This is a genomic window from Buchananella hordeovulneris, assembly GCF_001907235.1.
Taxonomy (GTDB): Bacteria; Actinomycetota; Actinomycetes; order Actinomycetales; family Actinomycetaceae; genus Buchananella; species Buchananella hordeovulneris.
Window position 1 is genome coordinate 124,109 of record NZ_MQVS01000006.1, and the last position, 16,911, is coordinate 141,019.

Consider the following 16,911-nt stretch of genomic DNA (forward strand, 5'->3'; position numbering starts at 1 on the left):
GGCAGCTCATTGCTGGGTACTCATCGGGTGCCCATGGCCTTTTCCGCCTTTCCTCGAGTTTGGCTCGCGCCGCCCTCACCGTCGCGCACCTTACGCAACGTGTTTGCCACTTCCGTGACGTCCACCGCCTGGGAGGTACGAAATGCCCACGCAAGGGCCCGTTTCTTTACCGCCAGCGCCAGGCACTGCGGATGAATCCAGGCCCCCCGCCCCGGGGCACCGCCCCGCTCATCCACGGCCGCGCGTCTTGTGCTCGCGTCGAATACGAGGCGCACTAGGTGCGACCGCGGGTGTTTAGTGCGGCAACCCACACACGTGCGCAGCGGCACATGTTTCGTTTTTTCCACCCAGGAAAGTGAACCATCGGCCAGTGTACCCGGCTGGGCCGCGTTTTCTCCGTCACTGGCGAGTGGGCCTGGTCGCAAGTTGCGTTTCACCAGGCCCGATCGGGACGCGAACCCTGCCCGATGACGTTGGTGCCTGACGCGGTGTCCGACTTGATGTCGATCTTCCAACCGGTCAACCGGGCAGCCAGGCGGGCATTTTGCCCCTCCTTGCCGATCGCCAGGGACAGTTGATAGTCCGGAACAATCACCCGCACCATCTTGGCGCGTTCGTCGACGACAGTCACGTTGCCTACCTTGGCCGGGCTGAGAGCATTGGCCACAAACCGGGTCGGGTCGCTGGACCAGTCGACGATGTCGATCTTTTCCCCATTGAGTTCCGCCATGACGGAACGCACCCGCGCTCCCATCTTGCCGATGCAGGCCGCCACGGCAGCGACATCAGGATCGTGGGAGACCACCGCGATCTTGGTGCGATGCCCCGCCTCCCGGGCGATGGCTTTAATCTCCACCAGTCCGTCGGCGATCTGCGGCACCTCCTTTTCGAACAGGCGCTGCACTAGGCCCGGGTGGGTGCGCGATAGCCGCACCTGCGCCCCCGCGTGGGCGCGCGCTACCTCAATGACGTAAGCCCGCAGCGGGGTGCCGTGTTCGTAGTTGTCGCCCGGCACCTGTTCCTCGGGCGGGAGCACCGCTTCGATGTCGTCCCCCAGGTCGACCTTCACCAGTCGCCGGTCTGCGGACTGCACCACCCGCCCTGACACCAGCTGCCCGGTGGCGTCCTTGAACCGCCCGAATACCTTGGCGTCGTCCGCGTCGCGCAGCCGCTGCGCAATGATGGAACGCACGGTGGCGGTGGCGATGCGACCAAAATGCGCCGGGGTGTCGTCGAACTCGCCAATGACGTTGCCTTCTTCGTCCACTTCCGGAGCCAGCACGACCACCTGGCCGGAGGTCTGGTTGACTGTCACCCGCGCCCCCCGGATGGCCCCCGGCACCTGGGCGTAGGCCTTGAGAAGAGCCACTTCGATGGCATCAACGAGCGTGTCGACAGACACCCCCAGTTCGTCGCCCACCACTTTCAGTTGGGTCATGTCGATGTCCATGGGTTTCCTCCTCAGTCCTCGTCACGCTTGAATTCGAGCTCGACCTGGGCCCCAGCCACGTCGGTCACCGAATAGGTCTGCCCCCCGATGTGGACGACGTCGTCGGTTGCCTGTTCGAGGCGTCCGCGGACCTGTTGGCCCGCCACCTCGGCCACCACCAGGCGCCCGACCGCCCGCCGGAAGTGCCGCGGGGTGGTCAACCGCCGCTCGGCCCCCGGCGTGGACACCTCCAGGGTGTAGCGTTCGGCGATCGGGTCTGCCTCGTCCAGGGCCGCAGAGATGGCGCGCGTGACCGTATCCAACTGGTCGCTGTCGACACCGCCCGGCCCGTCGGGCAGATCGACCACCACCCGCACGACGGTGAACCTTCCTTGCTTGGTGATCTGCACCCCTTCCAGATACAGCCCCGCCCCAGTCACTACGTCAGCGAGCTGCTCCTCGACCTGCTGCGCTATGTTCCGCCCCACGTTCGCCCGCCTCTCGTTTCGCAATCGTCGGCTACATTCTAACCGTGCCAAGATCTAAGGCTATGAACACTGCCGCCTCCCGCCCGGTTCGTTTCTCGCGCGCCCAGGCCCTGCTGGCCGCCTGTTGCGCCGCAGCGCTGCTGGTACCGCTCGGTGGCTGCGGTGTCCGCTTGGCGGCTCCCCCCACCACCATCCCCACCCTCTCCCCCCAGGCACAGTTACGCGATGAGCTGTCGCGGCGCGAGGCCGCGATCAGTAAGGGAGCGCTGGCGCTGATCGCCCCGGCCAGCACCGCCACGCCCGCCCCTTCCTCCGCCGTCGGGGCGTCGGACACGGAGCTCACCCGTCTAGCTTCCCGCTCCCAGGATCGCTTGACAGCGTTGGGGGGCGTGTGGACACCGTGGCCGCAGGGGGCGCCCCCGGGGGCCGATGCGGGCCCCGCCCCGCGCCCCCTGCCCGCCGACCAGTCCGCGCTGCTGGCCGAACTGGAGTTGGCGGTCAAGGCGGCCCAGGTGGCCACCGCCCAGGAAGCGGATCCAGCGCTGACTCAGCTATACGCCTCTCTGTACGTTTCCTATTCCCTCGACGCCGATGCCCTGGCCACGGCCCTGCAACAGCCCCGCGCCGCCCAGGGGCCCGAGGGGGTCAGCGCCCCGGCGGCACCCAGCGCCGCAGCCCCAGGCAGCGAGTCGACGACGACCCCCGTCGTGCTGTCCGCCACGGCCACCGACGCCCTCTTCCAGCTGCAGTGGTACACCGAAAACGCCGCCATGCGGGCCGACGAGGACGAGCAGCAGCGGCTACTGGCTGCGGCCGCCGACACCCGCACCCAGCTGACTGACTCGCTGCGCGGTGGCGGCCCTGGCCCGCGGACCCTCAGTTTCCCCTTCGATTCCTCCTCCTCTGACCAGCAGTGGGTGCAGCAGGCCGCGGTGACGGCCACCGACGCCCTGTTGGCCGACCTCGTGGCCAGTCCAGCTGGCTCCCCCGCCCGGCAAGCCCTCCTGGCCCGGCTCCTGCACACCGCCCGGACAGCCCGCGACTTTGGCATTTCCCCCACTGAGCTGCTGCCGCTGTCCCCCCTCTAGGCTGCCAGGCCGGCAGCAACTGCCCGCCACGGTCGGCGGCAATGGCCCCATATACTCGCCCCCATGTCTCCGTGGATTTGGTCAGGGCAAACGGCGATTCTCCTCGGAGGCGCCTCGTTTGCGGTGTTGTGGATTCCGATGTTGGTGGCCCAATACCGCCGCTGGGGCTCCTGGAACCTGGCCCGTCTGGCGGGCTCGCTAGCGATATCGCTCTATGGTGCGGCCCTCGTCAGCTACACGCTCCTGCCCCTGCCCGACCCACAGACCCTGCAGTGCCGGGCGGGCAGCCGCGACCCCCAGCTAACACCGCTGCGGTTCGTCAGCGACATCTCGGCCGAGTACGCCGGACACGGCTCACTGCGCGGCCTGTTGACGAGTTTTACCTTCCTGCAGGTGGCGTTCAATGTGCTGCTCTTCGTGCCGTGGGGGATCATCCTGCGGCGACACCTGCGCCGTGGCTTCATCTTCACGGTGGCCACCGGGTTCCTTGCCAGCCTGCTGATCGAAACGACGCAGGGCACCGGCATGTGGGGGCTCTACCCGTGCGCTTACCGGCTGGCTGACGTTGACGACTTGCTCACCAACACGGCGGGGGCGCTGCTTGGGGCTTTGGTCGCGCCTTTGGTGCTGTGGTGGATGCCCGATGCGCGGGCCCTGTCCGCCAAGCGCCTGCAACCGCGGCCGGTGACGAACGTGCGCCGCTGGACGGGCCAACTCATCGACCTGGCGCTCTACTTGTTCGTGGCATCGTTGCTGCACACGGGCGTGGCGGTCGGCGCCACGCTGCTGGGCTTCTCCCCGGTCAGTGATCGCGCCTGGCAACTGCACACGGTGGCAGAGGTCGTCACCTGGCTGTTGGTTTTCGTCGTGCCCGCCTGGAGCCACCTGGGGGCCTCTTTCGGGCAGGCCGCGGTGTGGCTCACGCCCATGTGGCGTGCCGCCGACGGCGCGCTCGGCCACGGGCGGCGGTGGCGGCGGCTGGCGCGGGCGAGCGTGGTGAGCCTGCCCACCCTGGCCACCTCCGTCACGTTGCTGTGGCACTCACTCCCCACACTTGAGCTCGTCTCACTGGCACTGCCGCTGTTGGCGGTGCTACTGGTGCCGTGCTCGCGCACGAAACGCAGCCTGTCCGGTTGGGTGACGCGCGCCGAGTTTGTCGACATTCGTACGCTGACCGGCGACGCCGCCGTCCACCGAGACAAGGGCGGCTTCCGGCGGCCCGCCCCGGTGGGTGAGTGACTGACGGCCCGGCGGGGTGCGGCCGGGCAGGGCCCGGGGTGCCGGTTGCCAACACCCGAACGCAGGAGAACACTAGCGTCATGCCAGAGCAGAAGATCGTCGCCCACCGCCAACTCGCCGACAGCTGGGACCCGCCCACGGACTGGGTCGTCACCACCCTGGCTGAGCGGGGGCAGGACGCTTTCGTGCGGCTGCTACTGCGCGCCAGCCTCGGCGATCCGCACCACACGAGCACCCGCGAATCGGCGCAGGATGACTTTCAGGAGCTGATCTCCGCGGCGGGAACGGCCTTCGACGCGACCGCCTGGTTCACGGTGGCGGACCAGCAGGGCGACTTCGGCGTCGTCCTGCCACAGCTCTTCCCCGACGACCCGACGACGGGCACCCTCTTCTACCTCGCCGTGGTTCCCGAGCGACGCGGGCAGGGGCGCGGGCGACAGCTGCACAGTTTCGGCCTCGGGCAGCTCGCCCGGCGCGGCGCCACGCACTACGTCGGCTCCGCCGACCCCGCCAACGCCCCTATGCTGGCGATCTTCCGCGCCAACGGTTGCCAACTGGACCCGACGTGAGCGGGCAGATCGAGCCGAGCTTCGTGCCCCTCAGCCCACAGGTGCGGGAGCTGCTGGAGCAAATACTCGGCGCGGGCACGGACCATGGCGCCCCGCAGTTGCGGGCCCAGCTGGCCCTGACCCAGGAGGCGCGCAGCCAGCACGGCTGGATCGATTTCCGTGTTCGCGCCGACGCGCCCCGGATCTGCGGACCGAACTACGATTTCCCTGTCGCCCTCGCTGGCGACGACGCGGGGGCACCCGTGTGGGTGGTGTTGTGGATCCGCAACGGACTCCTGGCAGAACTGGAAGTACTGCGGGAGGGCCTGCTGTGGCCGGAAGGCCTCGCACGCCTTGCCGAGCTGGAGTTACAGCCCAAGCAGTGGGATTAGCGGCGTCTTTGGGGCTGCCCCCTGCACCAGCCATTCACGACTCGCGAGGAGTTGCTGCCCGATGACGGGGCAACCACCACGCCCTTAAGTCACCATCATGCGCTTAAGGCACCATCATGCCCTTAAAACACTGAAATAAGGACATGACGGTGCACTAAAGGCATGACGGTGCGCTAAGGACATGACGGTGGAGCTACGGAGATGGCGGGAGCGGGAACAGCGGGGGTTAGTGGCCGGACGCTAAACATCCCCTGCGACACATTCAGTCCGGCCCCACATTCCCCCTCCGCACAGCAAAGCGGCCCGGAGAAACATCTCCGGGCCGCTCTTTGCAGCCCCGACCGGATTCGAACCGGCGCCGCCGCCGTGAGAGGGCGGTGTCCTAGGCCGCTAGACGACGGGGCCACGCGACGCTGAGCGCCGCAGCTGGGGTACCAGGACTCGAACCTAGACTAAATGAACCAGAATCACTCGTGCTGCCAATTACACCATACCCCATTGGCTTCGGCTCCAAGAATTGCTTCCTGGCGCCGAGGAAGAACGTTACACGACATCGCGCCCGAGGGCCAATCGAGCAGGTGCGATCCGCGCCACGTTCCTGCCTGTGCGCCCGCACGCGCAGATTGTCAGTCCAGCTGCGCCGCCAGGTGCCGCAGGCGCACCAGACATTCGGCGCGGCCGAGGATCTCCATCGACTCAAAGAGCGGGGGCGAGACTTGCCGACCGGTGATCGCTACCCGCAAAGGCGCGAAGGCGAACTTTGGTTTGTGTCCGAGCCCGTCCACGAGCGCTGCCCGCAGGGTGGCTTCCAACGCGGCAGCCGAGAAATCTGTCTGCTCCGCCAGGGCCGCCAGGGAAGCATCCAGCACCTGACGCGCCTCGGGCCGCAACTTGGCGAGCGCCTGCGGGTCGTAGGCCACCGGCCCGGTGGCGAAAAGGAAGCCGACCATGCCTGGCACTTCGCCCAGGAGCTGCACGCGGGACTGCACGAGCGGGGCGATGGCGGTCAGCACTTCCTGCTCGCGCGCGGTCAGCTGGTCGAACTGCTGCCCCGCTACCAGGCCCGCCGCCTGCAGGTAGGGCACCGTGCGGTCCCGGAAGTCGGACTCGGCCAGCAAACGCAGCTGCTCGGCGTTGATGGCGATGGCCTTCTTCGGATCGAAACGGGCCGGGTTCGGGTTGACGTCGTGAATGTCGAATTTCTCGATCATCTCGGCCATGGAGAAGACGTCACGGTCCGGGGCGATGGACCACCCCAGGAGCGCCAAGTAGTTGGTGAGTCCCTCCGGAATCATGCCGCGTTCCCGGTGCAGCAGCAGGTTCGATTCGGGGTCCCGCTTGGAGAGCTTCTTGTTTCCCTCCCCCATCACGTACGGCAGGTGCCCGAACTCGGGGACGGCCGCAGAGATGCCGAGCTCCACCAACGCCCGGTGCAGCACCAACTGGCGGGGAGTCGAGGAGAGCAGGTCCTCGCCGCGCAGCACGTGCGTGATCCCCATCAGCGCGTCGTCCACTGGGTTGACCAGCGTGTACAACGGCGCGCCCCCGACCCGCACAATGACGTAGTCCGGGACGCTGCCCGCCTTGAAAGTGATCTCCCCGCGCACCAGGTCGGTGAACGTCAGGTCTTCGTCTGGCATCCGGATGCGCAGCACCGGCTGACGGCCCTGCGCCAGGTACTCAGCCTTCTGCTCCGCGGTCAGGTCCCGGTCGAATCCGTCGTAGCCGAGCTTCGGGTCGCGGCCTGCCGCCCGGTGCCGCGCCTCGACTTCCTCCGGGGTGGAGAACGACTCGTAGGCGTAACCGGCGGCGAGCAGTTGGGCGGCCACCTCGGCGTACAGCTCCATCCGCTGGGACTGCCGGTAGGGGGCGTGCGGGCCACCTACCCCAACGCCTTCGTCCCAGTCCAGCCCCAGCCACCGCAGCGAATCCAGGATCGCCTCGAAGCTTTCCTCGCTATCGCGGGCGGCGTCAGTGTCTTCGATGCGGAAGACGAAGGTGCCACCGGTGTGCCGGGCGTAGGCCCAGTTGAACAGGCAGGTACGCACCATTCCCACGTGCGGGGTGCCGGTGGGCGAGGGACAGAAACGAACACGAATCGGTTTTGCAGGCGAAGTAGTCATGGTGGCACCAGTCTAGGCGCGGGGGCAGGCCACCCTCGGCTTCTACCGGGGTGGTGCAGCCAACATTGGCTTTAGGCTGGGGGCCTCACCTCAGCGAAGGAGCAGCATGGGATTCGACGACGTTTCAATCGACCAACGGCGGGCCGACGCCTCCCTCAAGTGGTCCCGGCATCCGCAGGCCCTCGGCGCGTGGGTGGCGGAGATGGACTTCCCGACGCCTGACGTCGTGCGGCAAGCAGTTACGCAGCAATTGGCGGCCTCGCACCTGGGCTACCCCACGCCTGCTGACAAGGCGGCCCTCGTGGCCGCCACCGTGGAACACTTGGCGACGCAGCACGCCTGGCAGGTGGCGCCCGAGGCGGTGTTCGTGACCCCGGATGTGCTGAGTTTGTTTACGCTGACCATCGCCCAGCTGACGCGGCCGGGCAGTGCCGTGGTCGTCCCGACGCCCGCCTACTTCCCCTTCCTCACTTTGCCCGCGCTGCACGGCCGCGAGGTCATCGAGGTGCCGAGCGCCGCCGATGCCGCGGGGCGCTACCGGCTGGATCTGGCGGGCATTGAGGCGGCGCTGGCGGCCGGGGCGGGCTTGGTGGTGCTGTGCAACCCGTGGAACCCGGTGGCGCGCGTGCTGGAGCGTGCCGAACTGTCGGCCCTGGCGGACCTGGTCAACCGCTACGACGCGCTCGTCTTCGCCGATGAGATACACGCCCCGCTGGTCCTCCCCCACGCCCCGCGGCATGTGCCGTACGCGAGCCTGCCGACCGCCGCCCCCCACACCATCGCCGCCTACTCGGCTACTAAGGCCTGGAACATGCCTGCCCTCAAATGCGCCCAGGGGGTGGTGGTGGATGCTCAGCTGCGCGCCCGCCTGCTGCCCTGGCAGGATCCGTTGGCGGCCCTGCACAGCCCGCTGGGGGCCAGCGCCACCGTGGCGGCCTATCGGCACGCCCAGCCCTGGCTGACCGAGCTAACCAGTTACCTGGCGCGCGGGGCGGACATTTGGCAGCAGACGCTCGCCGACCACCCATTGATGCGCCCCGTCTCCCTGGAGGGCACCTACTTGGCTTGGTTGGATTGCCGCGCGCTAGCTGACCGTCTGCCCGCCGCGACCAGCGTGCAGGACTTCTTCCTGCACCAGGCGGGCGTGGACGTGATAGACGGCCGGGCGTGCGGGCGAGACTTCGGGCCGTACGTGCGGGTCAACCTGGCCACCTCCCACGCGCTGGTGACCCAAATGGCCGACCGCCTGCGCGCCGCCGTAGACAGCCTCCAGTGACAACGGGATGGGTGGGGCCGGCAAGCTGCGGGCCGCCCCACCCGTGGTTAGCGTTGGACGACGGGGTTGGCCAGGCTGCCGACCCCAGCCACCTCCACCTCTACTCGCTGGCCGGGGCGGGCCACGGCCTGCCCCACCGGGGTGCCGGTGAGGATGACATCGCCGGGTAGCAGCGTCATGCAACCGGTGAGGTATTCGATCAGCTCGGGGATCTTATTCACCATGTCGGCCGTCGTGCCCTCTTGCCAGACCTGCCCGTCGACCCGGGCGCGCACCGTCAGGTTGGTTAGGTCGAGGTCGCTGCCCACCACTAACCACGGCCCGAGCGGGCAGGCGGTGTCGAAGCCCTTGGCGGCCGCGTGCGGGCCAACGGCGGTGTGGGGGTCGCGGGCGGAGATGTCGTTTGCCACGGTGTAGCCGAGGATGACGGTTTCGGCTTCGGCAGCCGAGACGTTTTTGGCCAGGGTTTTGATGACGACGGCGAGCTCGGCCTCAATGTGTACTTCGTCAGCCCACGGGGGTACCACCACGGGGGTATCTGGACCGATGACGCTGGTGTTGGGTTTGAAGAAACACGTGGGGTGGGAAGCGGGGTCCTGCCGCTGACCGGCGGGGCGATAGTTGTCGGCCACCCCAATTACTTTGCTGCGTGGGATAACGGGGCTCAGAAGCCGAACCTCGTCGAGAGCTGCTATCTGGCCGGTGGGTTTGGTGCCCCCGAACAGGGGGTCCCCGTCGAGCACTACCAGACGTTCCGAACCATCTTCTAGTACGCCGTAGGTGGGACGATCGTGCAGGGTAAAGCGGGCGATTCTCATGCTGTGAGAATAGGCCCATTCCTTCTGATGGTGGATGGAGGCCCGTTCGCGGCGCGTCACAATGGGCGCCATGCATGATTTTCCTGAACGCGACGGCAGGCGGCCGTTGTCTCCCTACGATTCCCACAATCGCCCAGCGCCCGGGCTCTCCACGGACAGCGAGAGCAACGTCAGGGCCGCTGCCGCGCAGCAACCGGACACTCGGGTCAGCGTGACCGAGTTATTGACTGCCGACGAGCAGCCGGAGGTGGAGATGGTGGGGGCCGCGGAGACGGAGCAGCCCCTCCCCGGGCCGGAGGAAGGGGAAGCAACCGCGCCGGGGAAGACTGACACCGTTGCCGCGCCGTCGGCGGGAACCCGGCCTACCGCTGATGAGCAGGAAGAGTTGGTGCGGGCGTTTTCGGCACCTGCCCGCCGGTGGTGGCCGCAGCTGCGCCGCGGGGCCTTCTTGGGCGATGCGCGCCGACTACCCGGGTTGGATGCGGTGCGCGGCCTGGCTTTGGCAGGCATGATGGCGGCCCACTCCGCCAAACAGGTTGAGGAAGTTACCTCCCCTACCTGGCTGGGGTTTGCCAACGGCCACTCCTCCATCTTGTTTGCCACGGTGGCAGGCGTGTCTTTGGCAATCATCACCGGAGGCGGCCGGGCCCACACTGGCCCCTGGGTCGTGCGGGACCGGTTGCGGATTTTCGCGCGGGCCTTTGCCTTGTTTGTTTTGGGGTCGCTAATGGCGATTCTCGGCACACCAATCGGCATCATTCTCGGGTCTTATGGGTTGTGGTTCGTCTTGGCGTTGCCGTTCCTGCGCTGCCGGTGGCAAACGGTGCTGCTGGCCGCCAGCGTCTTCCTGGGGCTGGGGTGGATGCTGCAGTGGGCGGGCCTGCTGCTGGCCGGCAATCTGGATCTGAAGTTCGATGGCCAGTTGGGTAACACCCTGTTTGCTTTGCTTTTTACCTCCCAGTACCCGGCCGCCATCTGGCTGGGTTTCGTGCTGGCGGGTTTGGCGCTGGGGCGTGCAGGTTTGGGCAGTGCGCGGACCCTGTGGCGCTGGGGCCTGGCGGGCGCGGTCGTGTTTGTCGGTTGTGTGACTCCGTTCGTGTGGCAGGCCGGCTCCTTGGAGCCCGTGTGGGGGGTGTCTCCTGCTCTGGTGGACAGTGTGGATCAGTCCGCGCCGACCGAGCCGGAGTGCCTGGACGGCGAGACCCTCTACCCGTGCACCCCGGAGGAGCAACAGCAGCAGATGGACACGTGGACCAACGAACAGTGGGACACCTTTATGCGTGCCCAGCGGCGCCCCCCGGAGGAGTCTGTGTGGCAGCTGTTGTGGGGGGCGGCTCGGAGCCAATGGACGATTGCCCCGCATTCCGGCTCTCCCTTCGAGGCGCTGGGCTCGGCGGGTTTCGCGGTGGCGGCCATCTGCGCGTTCACGGCTTTGGGGCGCTGGGCAAAGCTGCTGGCCGCCCCGTTGGTGGCGATGGGGTCAATGTCCCTGAGTTCTTACTGCTTGCATGTGGTTCTCATGTGGCATTTCGCGGATAACTTCACGGGGGAAACTAATACGCCGTTCCTAATGATGCTGGGAGGTATCGCGGTTGTGACACTGGTGTGGGCGGCGCTGTTCCAGCGCGGCCCACTGGAACAGGCGATGGCCTGGTTTGCCGACGGGGCTGCCCGCCTGCCGCGGCAGGCCCGGACGGTGCCGAGGGCGGCCGGCAGCTAGCCCGCGTCGGCCTGCCGACTCCACGCATCGGTGGGCAGGAGGCGGGGTAGCCCCGCGCTGGCCGCGGCGTCGAAGACAGGTTCTGCGACGCCGCGGGCCCGCTGGGCGCGGTAGTCCCGGAGGAGGGCCAGCACCCACGGGGAAAGCACGAGGATGGTCACCAGGTTCAGGATGCCGAGCAGGCCCAGGGCGATGTCGGACAGCGCCCACACCGTCTTCAGCTCCAGCACGCTGCCCAGCCCGGCCGCGACCGTGACCACGACCCCGTTGAGCAAATGCAGGTGGCGCCGGTGGCCCAGGAAGTCGATATTCACCTGCGAGTAGGAGTAACAGCCAAGAAGCGTGGAGTAGGCAAAGACCAGGATTATCACGGCCACCGGCGTCGCGGTCCACTGGCCGAGGCCGCTGACTACCGCCTGCTGGGTGAGCACTGCCCCCATTTTGGGGTCGACCGCCAGGGAGGTGCCGGTGACCAGGATCGCCAGGCCGGTGGCGGTGCAGACGATGATGGTGTCCAGGAACACCCCCAGGGATTGGATAAGGCCTTGGCTGACGGGGTGAGCCACGGTCGCGGTTCCGGCGGCGTTAGGAGCGGTGCCGAGCCCGGCCTCGTTGGAAAACAGCCCGCGCCGGGCCCCGTGCAAGACGGTTGCCAAGACTCCGCCGGTGGTGCCAGCGGCAGCTTCCCCCCAACCGAAGGCGCCTTGGAAGATGTTGACAAATACCCCGGGCACGGCCGGCAGGTGCAGCGCGATGATGACAGCGACCATCGCCACGTACAGCAGGGCCATGCTCGGGGCGAGCCATTCGGTGACGCGGGCCACCGAGCGCACTCCGCCCAAGACGACTGGCGCCACCAGCGCCATGAGAAATATGCCGGTGCCCCAGGTCGGCACCTGGTGGGTTTCGGCAAAAATCCCGGCCACGGTGTTTGCCTGCACCATGCAGACGCACAAGCCGACGGCGAAGATGAACAGCGCAGCAAAGACTTTGCCCAAAGTGCGCGAACCGAGGCCGTGCTCCATGTAGAAGGCGGGGCCGCCCCGATAGGAGCCGTCTGGGTGGCGGCGCTTGAACAACTGCGCTAGCACGCTTTCTGCCAGCGAAGTGGCCATGCCGACCAGCGCCACCACCCACATCCAAAAGAGGGCCCCCGGTCCCCCGAGGATGAGGGCCAGGGCCACGCCCGCGATGTTGCCGATACCGACCCGCGAAGCAATGCCGACGGCGAAGGCTTGGAAGGAGGTGATGCCGTGGCTGGCGCGCCGCGAGCGCACCAGGGAGCGCACGGCGTCGGGCAGGAGAGTGAATTGTCCGCCGCGGGTGAGCAGCGTGCAGAAGATACCTACGATCACCAGCAGGGCTACCAGCACGTAGCCGTAGAGGTAGTCGTTTATTGTCTCAAGCACGGCTCGCATTGCCGCTCCTTTATTTGTCGGGCCACGCTCCGGCGGGCAGGGTCTGGGGCAGGTAGGGGTTATCGCCGACGGTGAAGCGCGGCGTTGTCGCCTGCCGCGCGGCGGCTTCGTAGTGGCGCAGCGCGCCGGTGGTCCACCGGTACAGCAGGACGAGGGCCAACAGGTTGGTGCCGGTCATCACTGCCATCGTGAGGTCAACGGTGTTCCACACCAACCGGAGGGAGGTGAGGGCGCCGAGCACCACGGAGATACTGGAGATGAGGCGGGGCACCCACCGGGCCCTTGGCGCGGCGGTGAGGAAGGCGACGTTGATCTCCGAGTAGGTGGCGGCGGCGATGATCGAGGAATAGGCCAGGACGAAGATGACGATCGCGATGGGGATGCCGGCCCAGGCGCCGAGGAGGCTGGTGACAGCGGTTTGGGTGAGGATGCCTGCACTATCGGGGCTGGTAACGCCGAAGGTGTAGATTTCGGGCCCGGCGAGCATGATGACGACTGCGGTGGCGGTGCAGACCACCAGGGTGTCGACGAGGACCCCTAGGGCCTGGACGTGTCCTTGCTGCACCGGATGGGCCACGGTAGCGGTGGCGGCGGCATTGGGGGCGGTGCCTTGCCCGGCCTCGTTGGAAAACAGCCCTCGCCGGGTGCCGTTGATGATGGCGGCGAAGAGTCCGCCGGCAATCCCGCCGACGGCAGGGCTGGGAGCGAAGGCCTGCGAGACGAACTGCCAGAGGATACCGGGCACGGCCGGGAGGTGGAGGGCGACGATGACGGCCACCAACGCCAGGTAGACGACCGCCATGACGGGGGCCAGCCATTCGGTGACGCGGGCCACCGCCCGCACCCCGCCCAGCACCACCGGGGCGGTGAGCACGGCCAGTATGACGGCGGTGGCCCAGGCGTCCAGGCCGGTGCCGTGACTCATCACTCCCGCGATCGCGTTGGCTTGCACCATGGTGATGGAAAAGGCGCAGGTGATGACGGTCAGGACCGCGAAGATCATGCCCAGCCAGCGGGCGCCCAGACCGCGGGCCATGTAGGTGGCGGGGCCGCCTCGGAACGAGCCGTCGGTGTGGCGCACCTTGAAGATTTGCGCCAGGGTCGCCTCGGAGAAGGCGGTGGCCGTGCCGACTAGGGCCACTATCCACATCCAGAAGATCGCGCCGGGGCCCCCGAGGGCCAGCGCGGCGGCCACCCCGAAGATGTTGCCTATGCCGACGCGGGCGGCCAGGGAAATGGTGAAGGCTTGGAAGGAGGAGATGCCGCCTTCGGCACCGCGGCGCGAGTGGCGGATGGCGTGCAGCATGCGCCCGAAGTGGCGCACCTGGACGACCCGGGTGACGCTGGTGAGAAATAGCCCGGTGCCGATGAGGGCGGGGATCGTGAACCACAGGGTGACGCTGTCGCCCAGTCGTTCGAGCAGCGCAGCTAATGCGTCCATGTGGTGGTTCTTCCTTTCCGCCGTGCCGGTGGGCACACATCGGGCCTGATTATTCCAGCTTTATACCCAGCATTGTCCGCGCATCGGAATACTGCTTGCATACTGGACAAGCGGTTTTCTGGAACGATGTACCTATGGCAGCTGACCTCAATCTTCTCCTGGATGACCTCCTCGACGCCGCCGACGGCCCGCTCGCCGACGACGAGCTCTTGGCGGGGTTTGCCGACTGGGCGGCGAGCACCGGCCGTCCCCTCTACCCCCACCAGGAGGAGGCCGCCCTGGAGATCATCAGCGGTAATCACGTCATCGCCGCCACCCCCACCGGCTCGGGCAAATCCCTGATCGCCGCCGCCGCCCACCTGGCGAGCCTCGCCAAGGATGAACGCACCTACTACACGGCCCCCCTCAAGGCCCTAGTGTCGGAGAAGTTCTTCGAGCTGGTGGCCCTGTTCGGGGCAAGCAATGTTGGCATGCTCACCGGCGACACCAGTATCAATCCGCTCGCCCCCATCATCTGTTGCACCGCCGAGATCCTCGCGCTGGCGGCCCTGCGGGAGGGCGAGCGGCTGGACGTGGGCACGGTGGTGATGGACGAGTTCCACTTCTATGCCGACCCGCAGCGCGGTTGGGCCTGGCAGGTGCCGCTCCTGACCCTGCCCCAAGCCCAGTTCGTGCTGCTGTCGGCCACGCTCGGGGACGTGGAGTGGTTGCGGCAGGATCTGCACCGCCGCACCGACCGGCCCGTCAGCCTCGTGACCGGAGCCGAGCGACCAGTGCCCCTCAGCTTCGAGTACTCCCTGGAGCCCATCGGGGAGTTGCTGCCCCGCTTGACCCAGACGGGACTCGGCCCCGTCTACGTCGTGCACTTTTCGCAGCGGGAGGCCGCGGAACGCGCCCAGGCCCTGACCTCGGTGCCGGTAGCCACCAAAGCCCAACGCGAAGCGATTGCCGCGGAGCTGGCCGACTATCAGTTCTCCACGGCTTTCGGCCGCCAGTTGGCCAAGCTGCTAAAACTCGGCATCGGGGTGCACCACGCGGGCATGCTGCCCCGCTACCGGCGACTCGTGGAGCGCCTGACGCAGGCCGGCCTGTTGCAGGTGGTGTGCGGTACCGACACCTTGGGCGTGGGCATCAACGTCCCGATTCGGACCGTCGTGTTTACGGCCTTGACGAAATTCGATGGGCAAAAGCAGCGCCACCTGACGGCCCGCGAGTTTCACCAGATCGCCGGCCGGGCGGGGCGCGCCGGTTTCGACACGCAGGGGAACGTCGTCGTGCAGGCCCCGCAGCACGTCATCGACAATGCCGCCGCCCTCGCCAAGGCAGGTGACGATGAGCGCAAGCGCCGCAAGATAGTGCGCAAGAAGGCACCGGAGGGCCACGTCAACTGGACCGATAAGACCTTCGAGCGCCTACGCGACGCCGAGCCGGAGCGCCTGACCAGCCAGCTGCAGATAACGGCCGCCATGCTCCTGTCGGTGCTCGCCCGCCCGGCCAGCGACCCCGTGCAGGTCCTGGCTCGGCTCCTGACCGACAATCACGAACCTCCGAGCGACCGCAATGAGCTGGTGCGGCGGGCCGTGCGGATCTATGCCACCCTAAAGGCCGGTGGACTCGTCGAGCATGTCTCCAGCGCCACGGCAGCCGCCGACGGTCGCCCGCGGCTGCGCCTGACCGCGGAGCTGCCCGAGCGCTTCGCCCTGGACGCACCTCTGGCGCCTTTCGCCCTGGCTGCCCTGGACCTGCTCAACCCCGACGCTCCCACCCACGCCCTGGACCTGGTCTCCGTCTTCGAAGCCACCCTGGAGGACCCGCGGCCGCTGCTGTGGGCGCAAGAACGGGAGGAGAAGGGCCGGGTGGTGGGGGCCTTGAAGGCTGAAGGCCTCGATTACGACGCCCGCATGGAAGCGCTGGAGGAGGTCACCTGGCCGCGGCCCCTGGCCGAGCTGCTGGAACCGGCCTTCGCCATGTTCCGTGCCGCCCATCCGTGGGTGGGTGAGAACGAGCTGGCCCCGAAGTCGGTGGTGCGCCACATGATTGAGCACGCGATGACTTTCTCCGACCTGATCTCCCGGTATGACCTGGCGCGGAGCGAGGGGGTGGTGCTGCGGTATTTGACCGACGCCTACCGCACGCTGCGGCGCGGGGTACCGGCGGCGTGGCACACCGCCGAGGTGGATGCCATCATCGACTGGCTCGGCACCTTGGTGCGGGCGGTGGACCGCTCCCTGTTGGACGAGTGGGAGAAGCTCGGGCAGGACGAGGACGGCGACGGCAAAGTCGACCGCCTGCCGGGTGGGGCCTCCCCCGTGGGCGAGGTGGCATTTGGGGCCGACGCGGACGGCCGGGTGCGGCCGAGCACCAACCCGCACGCCCTGCGCGCGGCGGTTCGGACGGCCATGTTCCGGCGGGTTGAACTGGCGGCCCGTGACGATGTAGCGGGCCTGGCCCGGCTGGACGAGTCCGCCGGGTGGGACTACGACCGCTGGGATGCCGCGCTGGGGGCGTTTTGGGACGAGCACGAGTGGATAGACACCACCGCCCGCGCCCGCGGGGGCCACTACTTCACCCTGGTCGAGCAGGTGGACACCGCGGCGCTGCTGGCCGCTGGGCTGGCTGACCTCGGGGTCGAGCGTCTGACGACGCTGGCGGAGGCCGCCCGCGCCGGACGCGCCTGGCTGGCCACCCAAACCCTGGTTGACGACGCAGAGGCCTGCGACTGGCAACTGGTGGCCCTAGTCGATCTGCCCGCCACCGACGCGGCGGCCGCCGCCGCGCCCGCGGGCGCGCCCCTGGCCCCGGTGCTGCGGCTGCTGTGGGTGGGGCCCCGCTGAGACGAATGTTGGCCGCCCCGCCCGCGCACCTGACCGGCCCTGCCAAGATACGACGCGCGGGCGGGGCAGCCTAGGGCGAGGAGTTCCCGGCGCGGGG

Annotated in this window: 14 protein-coding genes and 2 tRNA genes; 7 read left to right on the top strand and 9 right to left on the bottom strand. The window is 68.0% G+C overall.

Annotated features, from left to right (window positions below):
• Nucleotides 1–20 precede the first annotated feature (20 nt).
• From BSZ40_RS12510 to BSZ40_RS07030, 3 genes are read right to left on the bottom strand one after another with little or no spacing between them, the layout of a single operon-like run.
• Nucleotides 21–437: a YlxR family protein gene (locus BSZ40_RS12510; RefSeq protein WP_367997561.1), complete on the bottom strand. Its 417-nt coding sequence runs from the start codon at nucleotides 435–437 to the stop codon at nucleotides 21–23.
• The gene (nusA, locus tag BSZ40_RS07025; protein WP_073824604.1) at nucleotides 434–1,450 is read right to left on the bottom strand and encodes a transcription termination factor NusA; all 1,017 of its coding nucleotides are present in this window, start codon (nucleotides 1,448–1,450) and stop codon (nucleotides 434–436) included. Before nusA ends, BSZ40_RS12510 begins: the two co-directional genes overlap by 4 nt.
• Before the next feature lie 11 nt (nucleotides 1,451–1,461).
• On the bottom strand, nucleotides 1,462–1,917 hold the full coding sequence (locus BSZ40_RS07030) for a ribosome maturation factor RimP (RefSeq protein ID WP_124852197.1): 456 nt from the start codon (nucleotides 1,915–1,917) through the stop codon (nucleotides 1,462–1,464).
• Nucleotides 1,918–1,961: 44 nt separating this feature from the next.
• Here BSZ40_RS07030 and BSZ40_RS07035 point away from each other — a divergent pair, with 44 nt between their 5' ends.
• From BSZ40_RS07035 to BSZ40_RS07050, 4 genes are all read left to right on the top strand, one after another.
• Nucleotides 1,962–3,005, top strand: coding sequence for a hypothetical protein (locus tag BSZ40_RS07035; RefSeq protein WP_143180906.1), 1,044 nt, complete (start codon nucleotides 1,962–1,964; stop codon nucleotides 3,003–3,005).
• A 63-nt stretch (nucleotides 3,006–3,068) separates the two neighbouring features.
• Nucleotides 3,069–4,244: a VanZ family protein gene (locus tag BSZ40_RS07040; RefSeq protein WP_084542696.1), complete on the top strand. Its 1,176-nt coding sequence runs from the start codon at nucleotides 3,069–3,071 to the stop codon at nucleotides 4,242–4,244.
• An 80-nt stretch (nucleotides 4,245–4,324) separates the two neighbouring features.
• Complete coding sequence (locus BSZ40_RS07045; RefSeq protein WP_073824613.1) at nucleotides 4,325–4,813, top strand: GNAT family N-acetyltransferase; 489 nt, start codon at nucleotides 4,325–4,327, stop codon at nucleotides 4,811–4,813.
• Nucleotides 4,810–5,184, top strand: a complete 375-nt coding sequence (locus tag BSZ40_RS07050; protein WP_073824614.1) for a hypothetical protein — start codon at nucleotides 4,810–4,812, stop codon at nucleotides 5,182–5,184. The genes BSZ40_RS07045 and BSZ40_RS07050 overlap by 4 nt, the downstream gene beginning before the upstream one ends.
• Before the next feature lie 332 nt (nucleotides 5,185–5,516).
• Here the strand turns inward: BSZ40_RS07050 and BSZ40_RS07055 are convergent.
• From BSZ40_RS07055 to gltX, 3 genes are all read right to left on the bottom strand, one after another.
• A tRNA-Glu gene (locus BSZ40_RS07055) sits at nucleotides 5,517–5,589 on the bottom strand.
• A gap of 21 nt (nucleotides 5,590–5,610) precedes the next feature.
• Nucleotides 5,611–5,682 (bottom strand) — tRNA-Gln (locus tag BSZ40_RS07060).
• Between the two features lie 128 nt (nucleotides 5,683–5,810).
• Nucleotides 5,811–7,307: a glutamate--tRNA ligase gene (gene gltX, locus BSZ40_RS07065; RefSeq protein ID WP_073824617.1), complete on the bottom strand. Its 1,497-nt coding sequence runs from the start codon at nucleotides 7,305–7,307 to the stop codon at nucleotides 5,811–5,813.
• A gap of 106 nt (nucleotides 7,308–7,413) precedes the next feature.
• On the opposite strand from gltX, the gene BSZ40_RS07070 reads away from it, so the two are divergent.
• Entirely contained in the window at nucleotides 7,414–8,583 is a 1,170-nt protein-coding gene (locus tag BSZ40_RS07070) for a MalY/PatB family protein (protein ID WP_073824618.1), read from the top strand.
• 47 nt (nucleotides 8,584–8,630) lie between these two features.
• Here the strand turns inward: BSZ40_RS07070 and BSZ40_RS07075 are convergent, their stop codons facing one another.
• Nucleotides 8,631–9,401, bottom strand: coding sequence for a fumarylacetoacetate hydrolase family protein (locus BSZ40_RS07075; RefSeq protein WP_073824679.1), 771 nt, complete (start codon nucleotides 9,399–9,401; stop codon nucleotides 8,631–8,633).
• Between the two features lie 70 nt (nucleotides 9,402–9,471).
• On the opposite strand from BSZ40_RS07075, the gene BSZ40_RS07080 reads away from it, so the two are divergent.
• Nucleotides 9,472–11,121, top strand: coding sequence for a heparan-alpha-glucosaminide N-acetyltransferase domain-containing protein (locus BSZ40_RS07080; protein WP_073824621.1), 1,650 nt, complete (start codon nucleotides 9,472–9,474; stop codon nucleotides 11,119–11,121).
• Here the strand turns inward: BSZ40_RS07080 and BSZ40_RS07085 are convergent.
• Entirely contained in the window at nucleotides 11,118–12,539 is a 1,422-nt protein-coding gene (locus tag BSZ40_RS07085) for an alanine/glycine:cation symporter family protein (protein ID WP_073824622.1), read from the bottom strand. The two genes, BSZ40_RS07080 and BSZ40_RS07085, sit on opposite strands and share 4 nt — an antisense overlap.
• A 10-nt stretch (nucleotides 12,540–12,549) precedes the next feature.
• Nucleotides 12,550–13,980, bottom strand: a complete 1,431-nt coding sequence (locus BSZ40_RS07090; RefSeq protein ID WP_073824624.1) for an alanine/glycine:cation symporter family protein — start codon at nucleotides 13,978–13,980, stop codon at nucleotides 12,550–12,552.
• A gap of 134 nt (nucleotides 13,981–14,114) precedes the next feature.
• Between BSZ40_RS07090 and BSZ40_RS07095 the strand changes: the two genes are divergently transcribed.
• Nucleotides 14,115–16,814 (top strand): DEAD/DEAH box helicase, encoded by a 2,700-nt coding sequence (locus tag BSZ40_RS07095; protein ID WP_073824625.1) that lies wholly within the window; start codon nucleotides 14,115–14,117, stop codon nucleotides 16,812–16,814.
• Nucleotides 16,815–16,911: the final 97 nt, after the last annotated feature.

Bases quoted from the DNA above. Each gene is read 5' to 3' on its own strand.
- nusA (WP_073824604.1), bottom strand. From the start codon at position 1,450: ATGGACATCGACATGACCCAACTGAAAGTGGTGGGCGACGAACTGGGG.
- BSZ40_RS07040 (WP_084542696.1), top strand. From the start codon at position 3,069: ATGTCTCCGTGGATTTGGTCAGGGCAAACGGCGATTCTCCTCGGAGGC.
- BSZ40_RS07045 (WP_073824613.1), top strand. From the start codon at position 4,325: ATGCCAGAGCAGAAGATCGTCGCCCACCGCCAACTCGCCGACAGCTGG.
- gltX (WP_073824617.1), bottom strand. From the start codon at position 7,307: ATGACTACTTCGCCTGCAAAACCGATTCGTGTTCGTTTCTGTCCCTCG.
- BSZ40_RS07070 (WP_073824618.1), top strand. From the start codon at position 7,414: ATGGGATTCGACGACGTTTCAATCGACCAACGGCGGGCCGACGCCTCC.
- BSZ40_RS07075 (WP_073824679.1), bottom strand. From the start codon at position 9,401: ATGAGAATCGCCCGCTTTACCCTGCACGATCGTCCCACCTACGGCGTA.
- BSZ40_RS07080 (WP_073824621.1), top strand. From the start codon at position 9,472: ATGCATGATTTTCCTGAACGCGACGGCAGGCGGCCGTTGTCTCCCTAC.
- BSZ40_RS07085 (WP_073824622.1), bottom strand. From the start codon at position 12,539: ATGCGAGCCGTGCTTGAGACAATAAACGACTACCTCTACGGCTACGTG.
- BSZ40_RS07090 (WP_073824624.1), bottom strand. From the start codon at position 13,980: ATGGACGCATTAGCTGCGCTGCTCGAACGACTGGGCGACAGCGTCACC.
- BSZ40_RS07095 (WP_073824625.1), top strand. From the start codon at position 14,115: ATGGCAGCTGACCTCAATCTTCTCCTGGATGACCTCCTCGACGCCGCC.